The sequence below is a fragment of the Mycobacterium sp. DL99 genome (genome assembly GCF_004762045.1).
GTDB lineage: Bacteria > Actinomycetota > Actinomycetes > Mycobacteriales > Mycobacteriaceae > Mycobacterium.
In genome coordinates this window covers 4,551,501-4,573,204 of the sequence record NZ_SJOM01000007.1, presented here as the reverse complement: position 1 = coordinate 4,573,204, position 21,704 = coordinate 4,551,501, and the positions used below count along the sequence as shown (strand labels likewise).

The following is a 21,704-nucleotide window of genomic DNA, read 5'->3' as shown; positions in this document are numbered from 1 at the left end:
GGGGTCCTCCGATCTAGTTGTTGGTGGTGTTGAAGCCGGTGATCATCGCGTTGATGTCACGCGCGACGACGTCGGTGAACGAGCGGTGGCCGAAACCCCCGCCGGCCCAGTGCCGGACGCCCTCGCTGACCAGGATCTGGGCCAGCCGGGACAGGTGGGACACGTCGACGTGGGCGCCGAGCTTGCCGTCGGCCTGGGCCCGGCTGAACAACTCGCCGAACATGTCGGCGTCCTGGGTATCCGGATCGACGTCGCCGGCCAGGATCCGGTGCTCGTGCCGGTACCCCTCCAGGATCGTCTCGACGATCAGCTCGGGTGGATTACGCGCCATCGACCGCTCGAGGCTGCGCAGTGCCTCGGTGATGACAGCTGTCATGTCGTAGTCGCCGACAAGCAGCGATTTCACCCGCTTCTGCGCCAGCCGGGTGGAGGTCAGGCCCACCTCGAACAGCACATCCTCTTTGGCCGGGAAATAGAAGTAGAACAGGGCCCGGGACACCCCTGCGGCCCGGCAGATGTCGGCGACCGTGGTCTTCGCGTAGCCGTTGGTGCGCCAGAGTGCCATCGCGGCCTGCACCAGATCGCGCTTGGTCCGGTGCGAGCGGGCCCGTTGGAAAGACGCGCGACGTTGACTGCTGTCAGCAACATCGGTTGTGGTTGCCTTGGGCATATACGGCACTTTAGCAACGGATTCAGCTCTTGAAAATAGTTGACGTTTGTCTAACTATCTCCCTATGAACCAACCCCTGGACGGCCGTCGGATTCTGGTCACCGGCGGCTCCTCGGGTATCGGAATTCCTCGGGCCGAGATGGCGAAAGTCGTAGATCAGCAGATGAAGATGACGATCCCGCTGGGTGGCGCGCTGGGGGATCCGGCCCGCGACCTCGGGCCGGTTCTGGTGTTCCTGGCCAGCGACGGAGCGGGCTTCATCACCGGGCCAGTTGATCGCCGCCGACGGCAGACTGAGGATGCGCGGTGGCTAGTAGAGAATACTATTCTTGCTGCTTGTCGCTGATAGGTCGGGGTGCGGCGTTGACGCTTCACCGGTGCTGTGGAAATCTATCTATTCATAGATGAGAGCCACATTCTCATACGTGTGGCTGGAACGGGAGCAGCTGATGGCGATCGACCCAACCGGTATCGATTTTTTTCGCGATGAACGATTGGTCGACAACCCGTACCCGTTCTTCGAGGCGCTGCGGAACAAGTGCCCGGTAACCCGTGAAGACCACTACAACGTGACGATGGTGACCGGCTGGGACGAAGCCGTACAGGTCTACAACGACGAGGAGACCTTCTCGTCCTGCCTTTCGGTCACCGGGCCGTTCCCGGGGTTCCCGGTCCCGCTGGAGGGGCGCAGCGCCGAAGAGGTGACCGCGCTCATCGACAAGCACCGCAACGATCTGCCGTTCAGCGATCAGCTGCCGACGCTCGATCCGCCCACCCATACCGATCACCGCTCGCTGTTGATGCGGTTGATCACGCCCAAGCGCCTCAAGGAGAACGAGGACGCCATGTGGCAGTTGGCCGATGAAGTGCTCGACAGCTACCTGGCGCCGGGTGGGGGCGAGTTCATCAAGGGCTTCGCCGGTCCGTTCACGCTCCTGGTGATCGCCGACCTGCTCGGTATCCCGCCGGAGGACCGCGAAGGTTTCGTCAACGGCATCAAGCAGAACTCCGGCGGCGGAATCGGCAGCACCAGCAAGGAATCGCTGTCCCACAGCCCGCTGGAGTTCCTCTACGGACAGTTCTCCGACTACGTGTCGGATCGCCGGGCCAACCCCCGCGACGACGTCCTCACCGGCCTCGCCGAGGCCACGTTCCCGGACGGCAGCATCCCCGACGTCGGTGATGTCGCTCGGGTGGCGACCAATGTCTTCTCGGCCGGGCAGGAGACCACGGTGCGCCTGCTCAGCACCGCGCTGAAGGTCTTGGGTGAACAACCGGAGATCCAGCAGCGGCTTCGGGCCGACCGCAGTCTGATCCCGAACTTCATCGAGGAGGCGCTGCGGATCGAGAGCCCGGTCAAGGGTGACTTCCGGCTGTCGCGCTGCCCGGTGACGATCGGTGACACCGACTTGAATGCCGGCACCACGCTGATGGTGCTCAACGGTGCGGCCAACCGCGATCCGCGGCGCTTCGAGGATCCCGACACCTTCGACCCGGCGCGCAAGAATGCCCGCCAGCACCTGGCTTTCGGCCGCGGTATCCACAGCTGCCCCGGTGCCCCGCTGGCGCGCGCGGAGACCCGTGTCGGTATCGAGCGGTTGCTCGACCGGACCACCGACATCCGGATCTCCGAGGCCGAACACGGTTCGGACGGCGACCGGCGCTACAACTACATCCCCACCTTCATCCTGCGCGGGCTGACCGAGCTGCACCTGGAGTTCGACACCTGATGCGGGTCCAGGTTGACGAGGACCGTTGTGCCGGCCACGGCATGTGCCTGACGCTGTGTCCCGAGGTCTTCGAGATGTCGGACGATGGTTGGGCGGTGGCCGACCCGGAAGAAGTTCCCGCCGGCGTTGAGGGTGCGGCGCGTGAGGCGATAGAGAACTGCCCGGAGCGGGCGATCAGCGAAATAAAAGACTAGAGAGGGAGTTTCGACATGGCAGCTGCCAAGGGATACGTCATCATCACCGAGGACATCAAGGACCTGGCCGGGATGGGGGAGTACGCGAAGCTGGCGTCGAAGGCGATGGGCGGTGCCACGATCGTGGCCGTCGACCAGAAACCGGAAGTCATCGAGGGTGCCTGGCACGGCACCCAGACCGTCGTGCTGGAGTTCGAGTCGGTCGACGCCGCACGCGAGTGGTACTACTCCGACGCCTACCAGGCGGCAGCCAAGGTTCGCGCACGTGCGGCGGAGTGCAACGGCGTCATCCTCTCCGGCTTCCCTGCCTGATCGGCGGCCGCAGTGCGATACAGCATCACCTACCCGATGCACACTCACCCCTACCACCCGGACCTGGTGAGCGGCAGCGGAGTTGCGGCGATGGCGGCTGCGGCCGAAGCGGCGGGTTTCGATGGCTTCGGGTTCACCGACCATCCCGCTCCGTCACAACGCTGGCTCGACGCCGGCGGTCACGATGCGGTGGACCCGTTCGTGGCCATGGCCTTCGCCGCGGCACACACCACCACGCTGCGCCTGGTGCCGAACATCGTGGTGCTGCCGTATCGAAACCCGTTCGTGGTGGCCAAATCCGGCGCCACCCTGGACCTGCTGTCCGGCGGCCGGTTCACCCTGGCCGTCGGAGTCGGTTACCTCAAGCGGGAATTCGCCGCGCTCGGGGTTTCCTATGACGAGCGCGCTGCACTGTTCGACGAGGCGCTCGAAGTGATCCGCGGCATCTGGACCACTGACGATTACATCTTCGAGGGCAAGAACTTCAGTGCCCGCGGTATCACCGCGCACCCGCGGCCGGCGGCGCGCCCGCATCCGCCGATCTGGATCGGCGGCAATACGTCTGCCGCACGCGCACGCGTGGCCAGGCACGGCGACGGCTGGTGCCCGTTTGCCGCGCCGGCGGGTCTCGCCAAGACCGCGGGGACGGCGGCGATCGATTCACTGGAAGCCCTGGCCGCAGGCATCGAGGATCTGCGGGCGCGGTTGGCCGCGGCAGGTCGCGATCCGGACGGAATCGACATCGTGTTCAACAACTTTGAGGGCGGAAGCCCCGGCGATGACGACTTCGACGCCGAGGTCTACCTGGCCGGCGTGGACAAGCTCGCCGCACTGGGGGTGACCTGGCTGCACGTCACCCTGCCCGGTGACAGTCTGGCGCATGCGCTGGAGGCCGCCGAGAAATTCGGGAAGACGGTTATCGCCGCTTAGCCTGCGCCACCGATTTCCACACCCGGGTCGTGCTTCATCGTTCGAAACGACCCGGGCGTCGAAAACGGCGCGGTGAGGCAGGGAATCAGGCCGGCGAATCAGGCCGGTGTCAGCGCGGCGATCGGCGTGGTCGTCGTGGCGTGCACCAGCAGCTCGGCCAGCTCGCGCGGACGGCTCAAGAACGGCGAGTGCGATGCGTCGATGGTCAGCTGTTCGACACCGAGACGTTGGGTGACGGTGTCGGCCAGCCATTGCGGCATCGAGCGGTCCTGCAGGCAACGGATGAAGCTGCGAGGCAGATCGGCCGCCCAGAACTGCGGCACCGACACCGGCGTGACCGTGGTGTCACCGAATCGCTCGGGCCCGAGGCGATCGAAAGCCCAACGGGCCGTTGCCTCGTCGCAGTCGTGGTAGAAGTAACGCCACGCCCCGTCGAAGTCGGCGAAGTGCATCGCGCCTTCCTCGTCGAAATGCAGGTAACCCAGCATCTCGCCGACATCACCGTCGAACTCGCCACCCAATTCGTCCTCAGCCGAACGCATGGCCATGGCCTCGGGATACGTCCGGCCCTCTCTGGGCAGTGCCGCGGCCAGATACACGATGTGGCCCACCAGTTCCGGGGCCGCATCGGCGGCCAGGGTGGCGTCGAACCCGCCGCCGGAATGTCCGACCAGCACATCCCCGGGCTGCATCACCTCGACGATCGCGGCGCGGCGGTTGGCCAGGGTTGATTCCTCGGCTACCCGGGCGCCGTGGCCGGGCAGGTCCACCGCGACGCCGTCGTGTCCCAGGCTCTGCAACTCGGCGACGGTCCGCTCCCAGCACCAGGCCGCATGAAAACCGCCGTGTACGAAGACGAACCGCACGCCTACTCGTCCTTGATCGAGATGGCCTGTCGGGGACACTGCCGTACCGCTTCGCGGATCAGCGCCTCGTTCTCGGGCGTTACATCCTCCTGAAGAATGTGGAGGTAGTCCTGATCGTCGAGCTCGAACACTTCGGGGATGATCCCCATGCAGACTGCGTTGCTCTCGCAGATCTCGAAGTCGACGTGAACTTTCTTGGTCATCGCAGAACCTTGACCGGCACATGCGAGTAGCCCGCCACATTCTGCATGTGAACCCGCTGCAGCTGATCCCATTTCACCTCGTAGCGGGGCATGAAGTCGAGCAGCTTCTCCAGCGCGACGGCGCTCTCCATGCGGGCCAGCGCGGCCCCCAGACAGCTGTGGATGCCGTAGCCCAGCCCCAGGTTCTGGGCCTCGGTGCGGTCACGCTCGATGTCGAAGGTGTCGGCATCGGTGAACGCGTCGGGATCGCGGTTGGCCGCGGCACTGATCAGGAACACCGCCTTGCCCGCCGGGATGGTGCCGCTGGGCACGTGGGCTTCCTTGAGGGTGTAGCGGACGTTGTACTGCACAGGGCCCTCGTAGCGGAGCAACTCCTCGACCGCCGCCGGGACCTTCTCGCGGTCGTCGAGCAGTTTCTGCCACTGCTCGGGGTTGCGGGCGAACAGCACCATCGCGGTACCGACGAGCTTGGTGACGGTCTCAGCGCCGGCACCACCGAGAAGGGTGGCGAACCCGGTGATCTCGATGTCGTCGAGGCGGCGCATCTGACCGTCCTCGCCGGGGATCTCCGCGGCGATCAGCCGGCTGATCATGTCGTCCTGCGGGTCCTCGCGGCGCTTCTGCACCAGCCCGTAGTAGTAGATGCCGGTGTCGATGTTGGCCTGCATGCCGGCCTCCGAGTAACCGATCTGGCCGGGTTCGCGGGACAGACTGGTGTCGATCCAGTGCCGGACCTGCTGGCGGTACTCCGGGTCGACGCCGGCCATCCGGGTGATGACCTCGACCGGGAACGGACCCGAGAAATCCTGGACCACATCGAATTCGTCGGAATCGATCAATCCGAGGTGGTAGTCGATCTGTTCCACCACCGTGTCGCGCTGGGACTGGATCATGCGCGGGGTGAATGCCTTGTTCAGCAGGCTGCGCATGTGCCGGTGATCGGGCGGATCCATGAAGATGATCGATTTCTGCGGCGGCTCGTCACTTTGCACCATGGCCAGATCGCAGCCACGCGAGGAGGAGAACGCCTCGTGATCCTTCAATGCCGCCGACACGTCCTCATGCCGGGTCAGGGCATAGAAGTCGGAGTCCCCGTTGTAGTACAGCGGCGCGTCCTGGCGCATCCGCCGGTACATGTCGAACGGGTTGTTGAAGAACTCCTCGGAGAACGGATCGAAGATCACCTGGGCCTTGGTCATTGGCTGGCTCCTCCTTCGCGGCGGGCTGGGCCGGAAGTGTCGTGAAACGTTACGGGAAACTGTTGAACTGTAACGCTAACAGTAATCCTTTTGGTGGTGTTTGAAAAGCACAAAATGGCTGCTGATCAGGTCGTGACGGCAGGCTGGGGTCACTTGAGTGCGGCGTCGAGCAGGCCCTCGAGCCGGCCCAGGTCGCTGTCCAGTTCAGACGCGGTTTTGCGCACCACGGCCACGTCCTTGCCGATGAACTCGCCGACCCGCGCGATGAAGGCGTCCGCCGAGCCGGTGGCGGCGATACCGCCCAGCGCGCGGCTTGCCGCGCTGCCGTGGGTGAGCGCGGTCAGCAGTGTCGCCTCGTCGATGCCCAGGCGATCGCCCAGGCGCACGCCCTCGGCCACGGCGCCGATCTGCGCGGCGAACAACGCGTTGTTCACCAGCTTCACCCGCTGTCCGGCGCCGACCGGGCCGACGTGCAGTACCGGATCGGCGTAGGAGATCAGCACCTCGCGGGCCCGCGCCACTGCCTCCTCGTCACCGCCGGCGAACACCGTGACAGTCCCGGCCGCGATGTCGTGCGGTCCGCCGCTGACCGGGGCGTCGACGACAGCGATGCCGCGGGCGGCCCCGCGCTCCGCGAGGATCTCGGCAGTGCGGGGGCTGCCGGTGGTGTGCAGCACGAGCACCGAACCTGGCGGCATCTCGTCGATCAGATCCGGGCAGAGTTGCCGGACCTGTTCATCGGTGAACACACAGACGATCGTGACGTCGGCGTCGGTGACCGCCTCGTTCGGCGTGGCCGCCGGCTCGGCGCCGAGTTCGGCTACCGCAGCGCGCTTTTCGTCGTCGCGGCCCAAGGCCCGCACCCGGTGTCCGGCGTCGGTCAGGCGGCGCACCATCGGAGCGCCCATCCGGCCGGCGCCGATGAAACCGACGCGCATCAGCGGGGATGGTTCATGATGGCGAGGGCATTGTCCGCCGCGTCGAAGACTGCCCCCTGCGGGGCCGAGGCATCGTCGGCCAGGCTGGCGGCGTGCCTGCAGTCCTTCTGCAGCAGCGCCCCGGCGATCGGCGCCAGGTTGTCCAGCGTCCCGCCGAACATGGCGATGCTGTTGAGCGCCTTACTGGTGGCCGAGCCGCGCGAGATCACCTCGCACAACGCCTGGCGCGGAACCCCCAGCGCCTCACCGAGTTCCAGCGCACTCATGGCGGAACCCAGGTTGGCGCTGAACAGCAGGTTGTTCAGGATCTTGGCGACCTGGCCGGCACCGATCCCGCCGAGGTGCACGATCGGGTCGGCATAGGTGGCGAACACCGGCCGCACTCGCTCGACAACCTCCTCGTCGCCGCCGACCATCACCAGCAGGGTGCCGGCCGAGGCGGCGGGCTCGCCGCCGCTCACCGGCGCGTCGACGACGGAAATGCCCTGGGCAGCAGCCTTTTCTGCGATCTCGCGGCAGGTGTCGGGGTGCACCGTGGAGTGGATGGCGATGACGCCGCCCGAAGCCAGTCCGGCCAGCACACCGTTCTCGCCGTCGAGTACCTGGCGGACGTCGTCGTCGCCGACCACACACAGGCAGACCAGATCGCTGGCGGCGGCCAGTTCGGCGGGGGAGCCCGCGGTCTTGGCCCCGGTGTCGGCGAACAGTTCGAGGGACGCCGGGCGCCGGGCCCACAGGGTGGTCTCGAAGCCGCCTTCGACGATCCGCCGGGCCATCGGCGCGCCCTGGCTGCCCAGCCCGATAAATCCGACTCGCATCAACCTGCCTCCACTTCCACTTCGGTGCGCGCGCTGTCGGCGACGCACTCATCGGCGAACGACAACACCTTGCGGTGATAACTCGCGGCGGTCAGCCCCACACTGAGGTTGTGCCCGCTGTCGGCGAGCTCACCGGTCTGGACCCGGGGCGAGGCGGTGAACATCGCACCGATCCCGGCCAGTGCCTCGGCATCGGACTCCCACACGTTCTCGTACTCGCCGGCAAGGAACTGCACCGGCACTGTCGTCTGTCCGGCCAGCGCCGGAAAGTCCTGCCGCGCCCAGCTTTTGATGACATCGCCCTCGTACGCGGTGCCGCCCGCGGACAACCCGGCGCCAATCACGTTCGACGGGTAGAGCCGGGCCGGCTCCCACAGCAGCTCACGCAGACCGCGCGGCCGGTTCACCGGTGAGGCGTCCTTCAGGAGCTCTTGTGCACCCGGGTGATACCGGCGGCCGGTGCCGGCCAGTGACACTCCGAGCACCTCGGGCCGTTGCACCGCGAGGTGCAGGGCCAGCTCGCAGCCCATCGAATGGCCCAGCACGAACAGGTCCGCCGCACCGGCGATGCGCTGGATTGCGCCGAACGCCAGCGCGACCCGCTGTTCAGGCCGCGCCATGGCGTCGGGATAGGCCGCCGATGCGCCATAGCCCGGGCGATCCAGGGCGATGACCGTGTAGCCCCGGTCGACAGCGATGCGCACCAGCGACAGCTCCGGATGCCCGGGACAGTCGAAGTAGGCCGACGTGGTGGCCCCGCCGTGCAATGCGACGACGACGGCGCGCGGGTCGGGGGGCTCGGCGACCAGAGCTGACATCGGGACGCCGTCGACCATCACCACCCGGGGGTGCGGATCGGCCTTGCTCGCCGTCGGTGTCACGGCCTAGTCGTCCCTGCGCATCAGCAGCACACCACTCGGGGTCAGACCGCCGCTGCTGGCCACCGCGACACGGGCATCGGCGACCTGACGCTCGCCCGCCTCGCCGCGCAGTTGGGTGACGGCCTCGTGGATCAGGCCCATCCCGTGGGTGCGGCCGTGCGAGAGCTGCCCGCCGTGGGTGTTGAGTGGGATGAGGCCGTCGCGGGCGATGTTGTGGCCGCCGTCGAGGAAGTCCTTGGCCTCTCCGATACCGCAGAAGCCCAGCCCTTCCAGCCAGGAAAGACAGTTGAAGCTGAACCCGTCATAGAGCTCGGCGACATCGACATCGCTGGGGCGCAACGAGGTTCGCGACCACATGTGCGCGCTCTGGCCGAGTACCTGCGGTTCGTGGGTCAGCGTGGTCTGGTCCCAGTCCAACCGCTCGATGATCTGGGTGCCCACCGCCTCGAACAGGATCGGCGGCTTGGCCAGATCGCGCGCGGCATCGACGGCCGAGACGATGACCGCCACTGCGCCGTCGCACGGTACGTCGCAGTCGTAGAGGCCGAACGGCGTGGTGATCATGCGGGCCGACAGGTAGTCGTCCATGGTCAGGGGATCGCGGTAGATCGCGGTCGGGTTCAGTGCGGCGTTGGCGCGCTGGTTGAGTGCGATCCAGCCGAGCGTTTCCCGAGTGGTGCCGTACCGGTCGAAGTGACGACCGGCGTTCTGCGCCAAGGTGTGTGCGGCCGAGGTCGACCCGAACGGATGCTGCCAATTGTCGCTGCGGCCACCCATCGGAGGGGACATCTTGCCCTCCTTGACCAGCTGACCGAAGGTGGCCTCCCACAGCGTGCGGAAGCACAACACGTGCTTGGCCATTCCGGTGGCGACCGCCATCATGGCCGCGATCACCGAGCCGCCGGGGCCGAAGGTATCCATGCCGCCGTTGATCCAGGTCGGCCGGAGCCCGAGTGCGCCCTCCAGCGCGGTCACACCGCCTTCGCCCATGCCCGCGATTGCCAACCCCGGGTAAGTGGACAGGCCGTCGATGTCATCGAACGTCAATCCGGCATCGGCGACCGCTTTTTCGGCGGCATCGATGGTCAGTGACAGCGGCGGCACCATCTGGCGACGACCGATCTTGGACATCCCGATCCCGGTGATGGCCGAGTGGTCCTCGAACTTCTCTTTGGTCAGCATCGGCCGGACGTATTTGGCGACGTCCTGGGGCGCGACGGGTTCGGCGACCGGCGGGGTAGCGGTGGTGTCGGCCGACGGCTTGAACACCGGCAGCCAGACATCCTCGATGTGCTGGAAGCCGACCTCCACCGGCATCCCTAGCTTCAGGGTGTCCGGCTCGCAGTCGACGATGTTGGTCGTCAGCCGGACTCGGGGGTCCTCGGCGATGGCCACCTCGGCCACCACGTACGGCGGGGGCAGATCGGGGAAACCGAACCGGTGATTGACCGTGAACCCCGCCAGCGAGGCGCGGCCGGACACGTCGCGCACGCCCATGTTGTGGCTGCGGCAGTAGCGACAGACCGGCTGTGGCGGATGGATGAGGGCGCTGCAGTCCTGGCACTCCTGGATTCGCAGCACCCCGTCGGCGCCCGCGGTCCAGAAGTACTCGTTGAGCGCGGTGACCGTCGGGAGCGGACGCCCCGGTATCTGTGACAACTCGACTCCGGTGGTAAGCGGGTTATTCTGTGTGGAGAATCACGTTACCAGTTTTCGGGATCGGTGATCCAGCCGTCTTCAATCAGCCGGCATCCCGCTGCGCGCGGGTGTCCGTCAACTCGATGATCGCGTGCACGGGACAGTCCAACAGTGCACGTCGGACCGCGTCCTCGTCGGCCTCGGGGATATTGCCGTCACCCTGAAGCGAGGCGTACCCCCAGTCGTCGAGCGGGAAGTACTCCGGCGCGTGCTTGGCGCACAACCCGAAGCCATCGCACAACGTGCGATCGAGCTTGACCTTCATACCGCCACCACCGCTTCCACGGACTCCACCTCATACGGCCGATCGGCAGTGAATGCACCGGAACGGCATGTCTGACAGCCTGTTTCGAGGTGGCGCTGCACCAGGTCGGGGAACTGCGACAGCAGGCTCGCCGCGACATTGGCCGCGCCGTCGAGCGTGGCGCAGGCACCGCGGCCGCGTAACACCACCGACCACCGCTTGAGGCGGTCCAGGTCTTCCTGCGTGGCCAGTCCGTCGCGCAGGCCCGTGGCCACAGCCGCCATCGCGGCCGTTCCGTTGAAGCACGAACCGCACTGGCCGGCGTTCTCGCGGTCGAAGTACGCCAGCACCGACGCCGCGACTGCCACCGGGCAGTCATCGGTGAGGATGCCGATCGCACCGCAGCCCAAACCGCTACCCAGAGCTCGTACGGACTCGTGATCCAGTGTCGCCCCGACGATGTCGTGGTTGACCAGTCCGGCGAAGTAGCCACCCATCAGCACCCCTCGGACGTTGTCGGCGGACACCCCGTGCAGGGTCAGCAGGTCGGCGAAGGCGATGCCGTGCGGAAGTTCGTACAGCGCGGGGGCGCGCCCGGCCCCGGTGATCGTGGCCAGGAAGGTGCCGGGGGAGGACTCGGTACCCAGCTCGCGGAACGCGTGCGCACCGCGCTGGTGTAGGTAGGCCAGGTGGGCCAGCGTCTCGACATTGCTGATCAGCGTCGGTTTGCCGGCCACCCCCTCCTCGAACGGGCGCGGAGGCTTGTCGGTCGGCTTGGCCGGCCCGCCATTGACGACGTGCACGGCGGCGGTCTCCTCGCCCGCGACGTAACCCGGAGCGACGGTGAGTAATTCGATCGCCACACCAGCAAGCTCGCCAGGGAGCTCGGCGAGTGCACGCTCGACGCTCTCGGCGGCCGATGGATCCGACACGTACACCACGGTGCGGTCGGCACCGGCGATCCCGGCGGCCAGTCGCAGGCCGTCCAGCACCGCATGCGGGCGGTTGCGCAGCAACCAGCGGTCCTTGATCGAGGCCGGCTCGCCCTCTTCGCCGTTGGCGATCACCACGGTGCCGATCCCGGCGCGGGCGCCCTGCTGCCCGTTGTCGCGCACCGTGCGCAGCTTCACCGCCATCGGGAAGGCCGCGCCGCCCCGGCCGAGCAATCCACTGGCCTGCACCTCGTCCAGTAACTGGTCCGGATCGGTAAGGGCGCCATAGCCCCCGGCCTGTTGATAGTCGGTCAGGCTTTCTGGCCCGTCGCGCAGCAGGCGCGGGGTGATGCCCGGCCATGCCGCGACTGTCAGTTCGACTGTCATGGTCACATCCCGTCCCCGGTTAGGCTTACCGGCATGAGAACTGCGGTGGTGCGCGTCGGCGTCGACCCGGCCGGTGAGCTCGGGGCGCGGGAGCTATCCGACGGCATGGCAACGCTTCGTGGGTTGCTGGGCGAACGTGGGGCCGAGGTGCTGGACAACCAGCTCGCCGGACTGCCCGCGCATCGCCGCGAGGTCGAGGTGCTGATCGCCGGCGACGACGCACCAGAGCTGCAGACCATCGCGATGGAACTGTGTGCCAAGGCGTTTGGTACGGAGCCCACGGCTGGGGTGGTCACCTTCGTCAGCCGCGGTACTGACGAGGACGCCCGCGGTGTGCTGGCCGGGTTCGGTCTGTCGGGTGACATCGTTCGATCCGTCGATAACGAAGGCTGGGATGTGGTGACGGTGACCCTGGACAAGGTCGACCTGACCCGTGTCCCGGAAAGCCGCGTCCACACCGCCCTGGAGGCTTCGCTGAACTGCGAGGTGCACATCCGGGCGGTGTGAGGGCGACGGCACTGCGCTCACCTGGGCTCCGAGGAGGTAGACCCCAGGAACTCGATGATCGCCGGGGCGGCCTGCACCCAGGTGTCGAACATGTTGAACCGCTTGACCTTCCCTGAGGCCCGGTCCTCCCCGGCGCGTTCCCAGGCGTCCTCGGGCCAGGGTGGGTCGATCAGCTTGGAACCCTTGATCAGGCAGCTGACCTCAAGGGACGTGCGCTTGGGGTGGTCCAGATCGTTCTCGCCGCCACGGATGATGAGCGTCGGCACGGTGATGTTGTCGAACATCTCGTCCTCGACACCGGGAATGGTCTGACCGGGCTTCGGCACGAACGCGTTGAGCCAGCGCAGCATCAGCTTGAGGAACTCATCGGGGTCCTGGGCCAGGATGCGATCGCGATTCGCCGGATTTTCGTCGGCGCGTTCCTTCCACTCATCAATGGCGGCAACGGCTTTCATTCCCGCTCCGCGCACGGCCAGGATGCTCGGCACGATGTAGTAGGAGCCGAGGACGAACGACCCGTACACGCCGCCGACGATGTTCCAGACCACGAGTTTGGTGACGACCTCGGGGTAGAGCATCGCGGTCAGCATCGAATCGCGGGCCCCGCCGGAACCGCCGGCCAGGATGCACGGACCGATACCCAGCTTGGTGATCAGCGCCGCGAGTGTCTCGGCGCGCATGTGCGATTCGCTCTGACCGTAGAACTGGATGTCCGAGCGGCCGCAATTGGGCCGGTCCCACAGCAGCACCCGGTAACCGCCCTTGACCAGGGCCTGGGCCAGCGGGCGCAGTCCCGGAATGTCCTTGCTGAACCGACCGCCGGGCGTCAATGCGATGAAATCGCCTTCTTTCCCGAGGATCTCGTAGACGACGTTGCCGCCGTTGATCTCGATGGTCTTCTCGCCCCGCTTGAGTTCCGGGCTGCCGAGGGGTAACTGAATCTCGCTCGACATCGATGATTCGCTCGCAAGCTCGCTCATGCCATCACCAACACATCATCTCCAACCACACGGACCGGGTAGGTACGGATACTCCATTCCGGCTTCACCGCGGTGGTGCCGGTCGCCAGCTCGAAACCCCATTGGTGCCAGGGGCAGTAGATGAACTCCTTGTCGCGCACCATCACCGCGTCGCCCGGCACATCGTCGTCGACCACCGTGCGCCCCCGGGCACGGCCCGAGCACAGCGGACCGCCCTCGTGCGGGCAGTAGTTGGCGATGGCGTAGAACGTGCCGTTGACGTTGTACACACCGACACCGTGGCGGCCGATCGGCACCAGTTTGTGTGTGCCGGGCGGGATCTCCTCCACGGTGGCGACGACGTGCTCGCGACCCTGCGCGAGCCGGGGGCGCTTGTCCGGTTCGCTCATCTCAGAACACCCGGACCTGTCCCTCGAGGACGGGGACGGTCTCGGGCAGCTTGTAGGTCTCGATGCCGTTGCGGAACATGATGGCCTCACGCGCGTGCTCGGGCAGGTGCTTGACCAGCCAACGGGGATCATCAAAGGTCCAGTGCGGATAGTCGCTGGAGTACAGCAGGATCTTGTCGCACTCCATCCACTCGAACGCCCGGGACAGCTCGGTCTTGTCCTCGGGGTAGTCCAGCGGCTGAGTCGAGAACTTGATGTGGTCCTTGACGTATTCGGACGGTTTGCGCTTGATGTCCGTCCAGGATTTGCGCGCTTCGTAGATCGCATCCATGCGCCACATCAGCGGCAGGATCCAGGTGAACGCGTGCTCGATGAACACGATGCGCAGCGTCGGGAAGCGGTCGAAGACCCCGTCGAAGATCAGGCTCATCACCTGGTTCGCGGCCAAAAGGGAGTAACTGACCATGAAGTCGTGGTTGTAGCTGGGCAGACCCACCGGGGGCAGGGGCAGGTTCTCGAACTCGCCGCGGGACAGGTGGCAGCTCACGGTGATGTCGTGCTTGGTGGCCGCGGCCCACACCGGGTCGTACTTCGGGTCGCCCCAGGACGGGCGCGGCTCGGCCTTGATCAGAACCTGCGCCATGTAGGGGTGCTCGGCCCACTTCTCGATCTCGGCCACCGCCAGTTGCGGTTCCTCGATCGCCACGCAGACCGAGCCGCGCCAGCGCTCATGCCAGTTGTTGTGCGGGTCCAGCCAGTTGTCGGCGAGCCAGGAGTTGGTGGCGGTGCAGTAGGCCGCGGTGGCCTCACCCAGCCGGCTCTCGCCGTGCGTCGGCTCCAGGATCGCGATGTCCGAGCCGGCTTCCATGATGAGCTGGCGCAGCGCCATATCGGGGTCACTGCAGGCGAACTCGCCATCTGGCGGGAAGGCATCGACCCGCATCGCGTAGGAGTGCGCGTAATCGGGTGCGTCGTAGTAGATCTGGTCGCCGACCGGATGGCTCATGAAGAACTTGCTGCGCCACGGCTCCGGGATGTATTCCAGTAACTGACCGCGCTTGGGCATGGGGTGGACGTCGGAGTCGACGCACCGAACCGCAATCCGCTCGGCGGCCGGAACCCGTGGGTTTGTCGTGATGGACATGAAGGTCTCCCTCAGATGCCTACTGTGCCGCAACCGCGGACGATGAACTCCGATTTGCGAACTCGTTTTCCAGCCCGTACAGCTTGGCGGCATTGCGCCACAACAGCTTGTCGCGTTGTTCAGTGCTGAACGCGCTGGGAATCTCCGGTTCGTTCAGCTGCCAGTGCGGGTAGCTTGAACCGAACATCACCATGTCTTCCTTGCCGGTGAAGCTCAACCACTCGCCGGCGAATTCGGTATCGCCGGGGCCGTCGAGCGCGCCCTGTACGAAGTACACGTGGCCGGGCAGGTAGTCGCTGGGCATCTTCGGTGCCCACGGAGTCTGTTCCAGGTGCGGGCGGCCGAAGCAGTCCATTCGCCAGATGAACGGGGTCAACAGATCCGCGGCGCCGTCGGCCCAGACGAACTTGAGTGTCGGGGTCCGCTCGAACACTCCCTCGGCGATCATGTTCATCAGGTGATAGATGTAGTTCAGCGCCATGAACCCGAGGTACTGCTCGTAGGTCCGGGCTTTACCGGACGGCGTCGGTGCGAACTGGATCCCGGCCCCACCCTCGATGTGTACGGCCACCGGCAGGCCCGCCTCGGCGGCCGCATCCCACAACGGCCAGAACTGCGGTTTGCCATAAAGTTCGCGCGATTGCATCGGGATGCCGATCTGCACCACGCGCGGGTGGTCCTTGTACTTGGCGATCTCGCGAAGAGCGCCGGCGATGTCGTCCGGGTTGACCCGGATGGTGCCGCGGAATCGCTCACCGTGCTCGTCATGTTCGAGCCAGCGGGTCACCATCATTTCGTTGTGCGCGGCGGCCAGGGCGGTTCCGAGGTGACGGTCCGGCATGATCCCGCGGGTCATCGGGTGCAGGATCGCGATGTCGACGCCGCGGTCGGTGAACAGATGCTGCGCGGCGATATCGGGATCGGAGCCGGGGTACTGCCGATCGGGGCCCTTGGTGCCCTTCGCGTACTCGCCACCGGGCGCGCCGTACCAGTTCATCTCGTAATCGGGGAAGCCGCGGCTGGCGAACGGTTCCTTCAGGAAGTTCTGCCGCAAATCTTTGTTCGAACCGAAGAAGACGTGCACGCTCGCGTCAATGACGGGCACTCGCGTCCCGTCAGCTTGCTCAATTGCCAAGACTGTCCTCCGATGTCCCTCCGGAAACGAGCTGCGCACGCGCTGTTGACGACGTGCCTCTCGCGCCGGATCTTACAGCCAGTCTAGATCCATATTCTTCTATGGCAAGAACATAGTTCTCAGAGCGTCGCGACGCTTTGTCGCAGGTAATCACCGGTGCTGGTCACCCGCACAGCGGACTACAGCGGAGAACCGGCACTTGCTAGAGGAGAATGTCACACCATAGATGGAGAATGCTATTCTCCATTCGAACGTGACAGTGCGGCAGGAGGCGGCGGTTGCTACTCGAATTCGATGCCGATCAGCGGCTATGGCAGGAAACCGTGCGCGACGCGGTGACCAAGCAGTGCCCGGCCACGCTGGTCCGTGAAGTGGCCGAGCAGGGTGTCGATCCGACACCGCTGTGGCAGAGCTATATCGACCAAGGCTGGACCGAGCTCACCGACTCGGAGAACGCGGTGGAACTCGCCATCGTGCTGGAGGAGCTCGGCCGGGCCACCGACCTGACGCCCTACCTGCCGACCATGACGCAATATGCGCCGCTGGCGGGGGACCGGTTCGATGCGGCCAAGGCCGGCACCGCGGTGTACAGCGGTGTGACGGCCAACCGGGATGCCACGGGCTGGGTGCTGACCGGAACCGCCCGCCACGTCCTGGACGGTGACCGCGCGCAGAACCTTGCCGTGGTGACCGACGGTGGTGTGTTCCTGGTCGACGCGGCCGAGGTTTCCGTCAAGCGCAGCGCGGTCTTCGATCCGGTGCTGCACGTTGCCGAGGTGTCGTTCGACAACGTGCACGTCGATGACACCGACCGCATTCACGTGGACACCGAGAAGGCGCGTCACCTGGCCCTGACCGGCATGGCCATCACGATGGTCGGTGCCTGTCAGCGGGTTCTCGATCTGGCCCTCGAACACGTCAAGCAACGGCAGCAGTTCGGTGTGCCGATCGGTTCGTTTCAGGCCGTGCAGCACAAGGCCGTCGACATGCACGTCGCCATCGAAAGAGCACGGGCACTCTCGTACTTCGCCGCGCTGACCATCGCCGCCGATGACCCGCGCCGGCGGCTGGCGTCGGCGATGGCCAAGGCTGCCGCCGGAGAGTGTCAGGCGGTGGTGTTCCGTCATGGCCTGCAGCTGTTCGGGGCGATGGGCTTCACCTGGGAGAACGACGTGCAGTTCGCGCTCAAGCGAGCCAAGGCGGGGGAGCTGCTGTTGGGCGGCGCCGCCGAGCACCGCGCGTTGATCGCCGCCGAGTACCGCACGACCTACAGGGGCCTGTAAATGCAGCTGACATTCGATTCCGATGTCGAGGAGTTCCGCGCCGAGTTCTCCGCATTCCTCGATGCCAACCTGCCCTCGGAGACGCAGACGCTGGAGCGGCCCCGGTCGGTGTCGCACATGCCGCAGTGGGCCCGCGACTGGCAGCGACTGCTGTTCGACAACGGCTGGCTGCTTCCGGCTCAACCGCCCGAGTTCGGCGGACGCAACGCGTCGGTGGTGCAGACCTTTGTCCACCTCGACGAACTGTGCCGCCGCCGGATCTATCACAGCTTCAACCCGCAGGGCGTCAATATCATTGCGGCGTCGCTGCTTACGTTCGGATCCGAGGAACAGAAGCATCGCTGGGCGGTACCGGTGCTGCGCGGTGAAAAGACCGCCTCACTGGGTATGAGCGAGCCGAGCGCGGGCTCGGACCTCGCGTCCCTGCGCACCCGCGCAGTACTGGACGGAGACCATTTCGTCGTCAACGGCCAGAAGGTGTGGACCTCGGGCGCCCATGACGCCGACTTTCTGCTGACCTTCGTCCGCACCGACCCGGATGCGCCGAAGCACAAGGGAATCAGCGTGCTGATCATCCCGACCGACACCCCGGGCGTGGTGTGCCGGCCGTTCGCCGACATGACCGGCGAGGAGAACCTCGACTTCAACGAGGTGTTCTTCACCGATGCCCGGGTGCCCGCCGAGAACCTGGTCGGTCCGCTCAACGGGGGCTGGGGTGTGGCCAACGGATCACTCGGTCACGAGCGCACGATGATGTGGCTCGGCTTCGCCGACCGGATCGACAACATGCTGGCCGACTTCCAACCCAAGACCGAGCTGGAGCGCGATCAGTACGCCACCACGATCATGGATTACCAGGCCTTGCGCGCCATGGGATCCGCGGCGCTGGCCAAGGCCTCACGCGGCGAAGCGGACACCGCGTCGGTGTCGGTGCTCAAGCTGTTCGGATCCGAAGCCGAGCGCAACGCATTCGAGAACGCGCTGACCGCGGCCGGTCCCGACGGGTTGATCCACCCGACCACCTCGGGGCCGTACGAGCACATGAACCTCGACCACTACTTCGCGAGCTGGTTCGAGCGCTATGCGCGAAGCTTCGGTGGCACCATCGCCGGTGGCACCTCCGAGATCCAGCGCAACATCATCGCCACCCAGGTGCTGGGGTTGCCCCGCCGCTGACCTTCTCCCGGCGAGCTTCTCTCGGCGAGCAGACGCAAATGCACCCAGGAACGCGGGATTTCGGGTACATACGCGTCTGCTCGCGCTAGGTGGTGACTCGGAACAAAACTTAGGTTACTGTCGGCGTGATGTTCACGCTGCGATTCGACATGCGTGCGCCGCATACCCCGACGGCCGAGCTCTACGGCGCCGCCATCGACATGTGCGCATGGGCCGAGACGCGCGGAGCCGTGATGGCGGTGTTGTCAGAGCACCACGGCCTACCGCCGTGTTCGTGGCCGGCGACGTGGACCGGCCAGCATCTCGCGCGCCCACACCGTGGCGGAACTGCGACAGGCCGGCGGCCCCTATCGGATCGTGACCGTCGACGAGGCCGTCGGCTACATCCGTGCGGGCAGGCCGTTGCCCTTGCTACCGCTGTGCGGAGGGTTGCCGCCCGACATCGCGTGGTTCTACCTCGAACAGGCCGTCATGGCGTCCGAACGCGCATGGCCGGAGTATTGAATGAGGAGTCAAGCGTGACAAGACCTTTGCGACCCCTGCGGACTGTCGTCTGGTCGACGGGTGGTGTCGGATCGATCGCGATCGACGCGATCGCCCGGCGCCCGGACCTCGAACTGGCCGGCGTGTGGGTCCATTCGCCGGCGAAGGTCGGGCACGATGCGGGTGTGCTGGCCGGGCGTGCGCCGCTCGGTGTGTCGGCCACCGACGACGCCGATGCGCTGATCGCGTTGGCCCCCGACTGCGTGGTGTACGCGGCGAGTGGACCGGACCGCGACGCCGGCGCGGTGCCGGACTACCTGCGACTGCTGAACGCCGGAATCAACGTGGTGTCGACGACATCGACCGGCCTGGTGTACCCGCCGGCCTACTATTCGGCGGAATGGCGCGACCAGCTGGAGGCGGCAGCCAAGGTCGGCAATTGTTCGTTCTACGCGTCGGGGGTCTTTCCCGGATTCGGCTCGGATCAACTGGCGCTGATGCTGGCAACACAGTCCAAGAAGATCGACCGCCTCACGGTCACCGAGGTTTCCCTCAACGACCACTATCCGGTGGCCGACGTGATGATGGACGGGATGGGTTTCGGGCGCCCGCTGGATTTCGAGCCGATGATCGAGACCCCGGGGTTCATCGAGATGGCTTGGAAAGCACCGATTCACATGATCGCCGATGCGCTCGGGGTCGAAGTGTCCGAGATCCGGGGTTCTCTCGATCGCAGGATCACCGACCGCGACATCACAGTGGCGTTCGGGACCATCGCTGCCGGTACCTGTGGTGCGGTGTGCACACGCGCGGCCGGTGTGGTGAACGGACGTGAGGCCATCGTCGTCGAGCACATCATCCGGATGTCAGGCGACGTCGCACCAGAGTGGCCCGCATCGGAATTCGACGCCACCTACCGGGTGGACATCGAGGGTGATCCCGACATCCACTGCGCGATGAACCTGGGGCAGTCTGAGGGGTACGGTGCCGGACAGGCGGCGATGGCTGCCACCGCGATGCGGGTGGTCAACGCGATTCCCTACGTCGTCGTCGCGCCCGCTGGCTTGTTGAGCTCGCTGGACATCCCGAATACGTTGCCGCGGTACGCCTTCGACTGATCAGGGCAGTGCGATCCCAGCTCACGTCACCTGTCCGGACAGTAGTTGGCCCCCTCCTGGATGAAGGGGGCCAACGGGTTTGAATGGCGGTTATTCGGATGCGCGGTGCGCGCCGCCGTTTCCGCGGGGGGTGCTGGAGCTGTCACTGGTGTTCGAGCTGGTGGACGTGCTGGTCTTGTCGCTGCGGCCAGCGAGGTTCTTGGCTGCTTTCTTCAATCCGTCGGTCACATCCTTGGCCGTCTTGGTGATCCCGTCGCGAACGTTCTTCGACGAGTTCCCGGAGCCGCTGCCCGCCGGGCTCGAGTCGTGCTGGATCTGGCCGGGTACCACTTTGTCGCCCCCGCTCGGTTTGGTGGCGCGGGTTGTGCTGACAGCCACTGCGGCTCCGTTATCGGAGGCCGCAGAATCGTCGGTTCCCTTGGTCGCGTCGGTTGTCCCGGTTTCGGTTCCCGTGGAAGTCCCGGTCGCCTGGGCACTTTCGGATGTCCCGGTTCCCGGGACCTGCGCAGCGACGTCCTTGACTGGCGTCATGACCGCGGGAATGGCTGCCTTGACCGCCGGGGGAATTGCCAGGGTCACTGTCGTCTCCGCAGTGCGGGGTGCCACTTTCAGGGCGAAAGGGTCGACCGGTGGTGGCCGGAGCCAATACGCGAGCCCCGAACCTGCGTCCAGGAACCCGTCGATGAGACCGTACTGGCCGAGGAGCCCATGTGTGTTGTGGGCTGGATTTCCGTTGAGCAGTTCCTGGGTGAAGCTCGCCACGCCGGTGGTGATGGCATTCGCGATCTTCTCCGGGTTCGCGGTGCCCACCGCGTTGACCACGCCGGTGATGCCATTGACGATCTCGGTTTGTAGGGCAAAGACCGTGTTCAAAACCGGAAAGCCGACACCCCCCAAGTACGTCATTGGGGCGTTTTCAATCAGCACCTGTAGATCTACGAGCGGCTTCTTCAGCACGTTGAGGAGCTGAGGCAGATCCTTCAAGACCAGGGGAATGAACGGGCTGATGAAGCCGTTTTCGATGGTCCGAAGCGCTTGGTCGATGTTGCCTGCCTGAAGCTGACCGATCGCGGTCTGGATGTTTCCCGGCACGGCGAGCCATACTGCGGCGAGTGCTCCGGCAACGTCGGTACCCAGCCCGGCGAGGGTGCCCGCGCTATCGAGCTGGTTGAGCGCGAGCGCCCGCAGGATCGGGAAGGGGTCCGCTACCGCCTTCTGGCCGATGGTTTGTGCGCTCGCAATCGCCTGCTCAACGATGGGTGCGAAGACCTCGAGCGGATTCAACAGAGAGGCCAGTTGCACCTCGGCGGTGCTCACCGCCGGCACCTGGATGTCGCGCAGGGCCGGCGCGGCGGGCGTGACAGGGGCCACGGCGATGATGCCGGCACCGGCCAGGGCGACCCCGGCGGCGAGATGCGAGCGAACATTTACATGCATGCGTTTCCTATCATTGTTGTGATTCATGCCGCGCGGAAAGCTACCTGAGG

The 21,704-nt window shown here is 66.0% G+C and carries 24 protein-coding genes and 1 pseudogene; 10 read left to right on the top strand and 15 right to left on the bottom strand.

The features are described 5' to 3' along the window. Window positions 1–13: 13 nt before the first annotated feature. On the bottom strand, window positions 14–670 hold the full coding sequence (locus EYZ64_RS22275; protein ID WP_210115552.1) for a TetR/AcrR family transcriptional regulator: 657 nt from the start codon (window positions 668–670) through the stop codon (window positions 14–16). 98 nt (window positions 671–768) lie between these two features. Between EYZ64_RS22275 and EYZ64_RS32255 the strand changes: the two are divergent. The 5 genes and pseudogenes from EYZ64_RS32255 to EYZ64_RS22250 all read left to right on the top strand — a co-directional run. Continuing rightward, window positions 769–984, top strand: a pseudogene (locus EYZ64_RS32255) (short-chain dehydrogenase); the annotation flags it as partial. 135 nt (window positions 985–1,119) lie between these two features. Beyond that, window positions 1,120–2,400: a cytochrome P450 gene (locus tag EYZ64_RS22265; protein ID WP_135460182.1), complete on the top strand. Its 1,281-nt coding sequence runs from the start codon at window positions 1,120–1,122 to the stop codon at window positions 2,398–2,400. Beyond that, window positions 2,400–2,594, top strand: a complete 195-nt coding sequence (locus EYZ64_RS22260; RefSeq protein ID WP_135456774.1) for a ferredoxin — start codon at window positions 2,400–2,402, stop codon at window positions 2,592–2,594. Before EYZ64_RS22265 ends, EYZ64_RS22260 begins: the two co-directional genes overlap by 1 nt. 15 nt (window positions 2,595–2,609) lie before the next feature. Beyond that, entirely contained in the window at window positions 2,610–2,906 is a 297-nt protein-coding gene (locus EYZ64_RS22255) for a DUF1330 domain-containing protein (protein ID WP_135456772.1), read from the top strand. 12 nt (window positions 2,907–2,918) lie between these two features. Further along, the gene (locus EYZ64_RS22250) at window positions 2,919–3,836 is read left to right on the top strand and encodes an LLM class F420-dependent oxidoreductase (RefSeq protein WP_135456770.1); all 918 of its coding nucleotides are present in this window, start codon (window positions 2,919–2,921) and stop codon (window positions 3,834–3,836) included. Between the two features lie 98 nt (window positions 3,837–3,934). Here the strand turns inward: EYZ64_RS22250 and EYZ64_RS22245 are convergent, their stop codons facing one another. From EYZ64_RS22245 to EYZ64_RS22205, 9 genes are all read right to left on the bottom strand, one after another. Beyond that, the gene (locus tag EYZ64_RS22245; protein WP_135456768.1) at window positions 3,935–4,702 is read right to left on the bottom strand and encodes an alpha/beta fold hydrolase; all 768 of its coding nucleotides are present in this window, start codon (window positions 4,700–4,702) and stop codon (window positions 3,935–3,937) included. Between the two features lie 2 nt (window positions 4,703–4,704). Then, window positions 4,705–4,905 carry a ferredoxin gene (locus EYZ64_RS22240; protein WP_135456767.1) on the bottom strand — a complete coding sequence of 67 codons (201 nt, stop codon included), beginning with the start codon at window positions 4,903–4,905 and terminating at the stop codon, window positions 4,705–4,707. Further along, window positions 4,902–6,104 carry a cytochrome P450 gene (locus tag EYZ64_RS22235; RefSeq protein ID WP_135456765.1) on the bottom strand — a complete coding sequence of 401 codons (1,203 nt, stop codon included), beginning with the start codon at window positions 6,102–6,104 and terminating at the stop codon, window positions 4,902–4,904. Before EYZ64_RS22235 ends, EYZ64_RS22240 begins: the two co-directional genes overlap by 4 nt. A gap of 149 nt (window positions 6,105–6,253) precedes the next feature. Next, a complete protein-coding gene (locus tag EYZ64_RS22230) occupies window positions 6,254–7,042 on the bottom strand; it encodes an NAD(P)-dependent oxidoreductase (protein ID WP_135456763.1) in 789 nt (262 codons plus the stop codon). Next, window positions 7,042–7,860 (bottom strand): NAD(P)-dependent oxidoreductase, encoded by an 819-nt coding sequence (locus EYZ64_RS22225; protein WP_135456761.1) that lies wholly within the window; start codon window positions 7,858–7,860, stop codon window positions 7,042–7,044. Before EYZ64_RS22225 ends, EYZ64_RS22230 begins: the two co-directional genes overlap by 1 nt. After that, the gene (locus EYZ64_RS22220; RefSeq protein WP_167858166.1) at window positions 7,860–8,696 is read right to left on the bottom strand and encodes an alpha/beta fold hydrolase; all 837 of its coding nucleotides are present in this window, start codon (window positions 8,694–8,696) and stop codon (window positions 7,860–7,862) included. Before EYZ64_RS22220 ends, EYZ64_RS22225 begins: the two co-directional genes overlap by 1 nt. A 48-nt stretch (window positions 8,697–8,744) precedes the next feature. Then, window positions 8,745–10,400 (bottom strand): thiolase C-terminal domain-containing protein, encoded by a 1,656-nt coding sequence (locus tag EYZ64_RS22215; protein ID WP_135456758.1) that lies wholly within the window; start codon window positions 10,398–10,400, stop codon window positions 8,745–8,747. 82 nt (window positions 10,401–10,482) lie between these two features. Next, complete coding sequence (locus tag EYZ64_RS22210; protein WP_135456756.1) at window positions 10,483–10,704, bottom strand: ferredoxin; 222 nt, start codon at window positions 10,702–10,704, stop codon at window positions 10,483–10,485. Then, entirely contained in the window at window positions 10,701–12,002 is a 1,302-nt protein-coding gene (locus tag EYZ64_RS22205; protein WP_210115550.1) for an NADH-ubiquinone oxidoreductase-F iron-sulfur binding region domain-containing protein, read from the bottom strand. Before EYZ64_RS22205 ends, EYZ64_RS22210 begins: the two co-directional genes overlap by 4 nt. 33 nt (window positions 12,003–12,035) lie before the next feature. Between EYZ64_RS22205 and EYZ64_RS22200 the strand changes: the two genes are divergently transcribed. After that, on the top strand, window positions 12,036–12,509 hold the full coding sequence (locus EYZ64_RS22200) for a hypothetical protein (RefSeq protein ID WP_135456753.1): 474 nt from the start codon (window positions 12,036–12,038) through the stop codon (window positions 12,507–12,509). A 17-nt stretch (window positions 12,510–12,526) separates the two neighbouring features. Here the strand turns inward: EYZ64_RS22200 and EYZ64_RS22195 are convergent, their stop codons facing one another. Genes EYZ64_RS22195 through EYZ64_RS22180 form a run of 4 tightly spaced genes read right to left on the bottom strand, consistent with a single transcriptional unit; the run spans window position 12,527 to window position 16,157 of the window. Then, window positions 12,527–13,462 carry an alpha/beta fold hydrolase gene (locus EYZ64_RS22195; protein ID WP_135460180.1) on the bottom strand — a complete coding sequence of 312 codons (936 nt, stop codon included), beginning with the start codon at window positions 13,460–13,462 and terminating at the stop codon, window positions 12,527–12,529. Between the two features lie 23 nt (window positions 13,463–13,485). Further along, window positions 13,486–13,878, bottom strand: a complete 393-nt coding sequence (locus EYZ64_RS22190; protein ID WP_090435185.1) for a Rieske (2Fe-2S) protein — start codon at window positions 13,876–13,878, stop codon at window positions 13,486–13,488. 1 nt (window position 13,879) lies between these two features. Next, window positions 13,880–15,022: an amidohydrolase family protein gene (locus EYZ64_RS22185; protein ID WP_135456751.1), complete on the bottom strand. Its 1,143-nt coding sequence runs from the start codon at window positions 15,020–15,022 to the stop codon at window positions 13,880–13,882. Window positions 15,023–15,041: 19 nt separating this feature from the next. Next, the gene (locus tag EYZ64_RS22180) at window positions 15,042–16,157 is read right to left on the bottom strand and encodes an amidohydrolase family protein (protein WP_167857924.1); all 1,116 of its coding nucleotides are present in this window, start codon (window positions 16,155–16,157) and stop codon (window positions 15,042–15,044) included. Window positions 16,158–16,435: 278 nt separating this feature from the next. Between EYZ64_RS22180 and EYZ64_RS22175 the strand changes: the two genes are divergently transcribed. The 4 genes from EYZ64_RS22175 to EYZ64_RS22160 all read left to right on the top strand — a co-directional run bounded on the left by EYZ64_RS22175 (window position 16,436) and on the right by EYZ64_RS22160 (window position 20,217). Continuing rightward, complete coding sequence (locus EYZ64_RS22175) at window positions 16,436–17,440, top strand: acyl-CoA dehydrogenase family protein (protein ID WP_135456749.1); 1,005 nt, start codon at window positions 16,436–16,438, stop codon at window positions 17,438–17,440. Next, window positions 17,441–18,616 (top strand): acyl-CoA dehydrogenase family protein, encoded by a 1,176-nt coding sequence (locus EYZ64_RS22170; protein ID WP_135456747.1) that lies wholly within the window; start codon window positions 17,441–17,443, stop codon window positions 18,614–18,616. A 357-nt stretch (window positions 18,617–18,973) separates the two neighbouring features. Then, window positions 18,974–19,120: a hypothetical protein gene (locus EYZ64_RS22165; protein WP_286175089.1), complete on the top strand. Its 147-nt coding sequence runs from the start codon at window positions 18,974–18,976 to the stop codon at window positions 19,118–19,120. A 14-nt stretch (window positions 19,121–19,134) separates the two neighbouring features. After that, a complete protein-coding gene (locus tag EYZ64_RS22160; RefSeq protein ID WP_286175088.1) occupies window positions 19,135–20,217 on the top strand; it encodes an NAD(P)H-dependent amine dehydrogenase family protein in 1,083 nt (360 codons plus the stop codon). 90 nt (window positions 20,218–20,307) lie between these two features. Here the strand turns inward: EYZ64_RS22160 and EYZ64_RS22155 are convergent, their stop codons facing one another. Further along, window positions 20,308–21,681, bottom strand: coding sequence for a hypothetical protein (locus tag EYZ64_RS22155; protein WP_135456742.1), 1,374 nt, complete (start codon window positions 21,679–21,681; stop codon window positions 20,308–20,310). Between the last annotated feature and the right edge of the window lie 23 nt (window positions 21,682–21,704).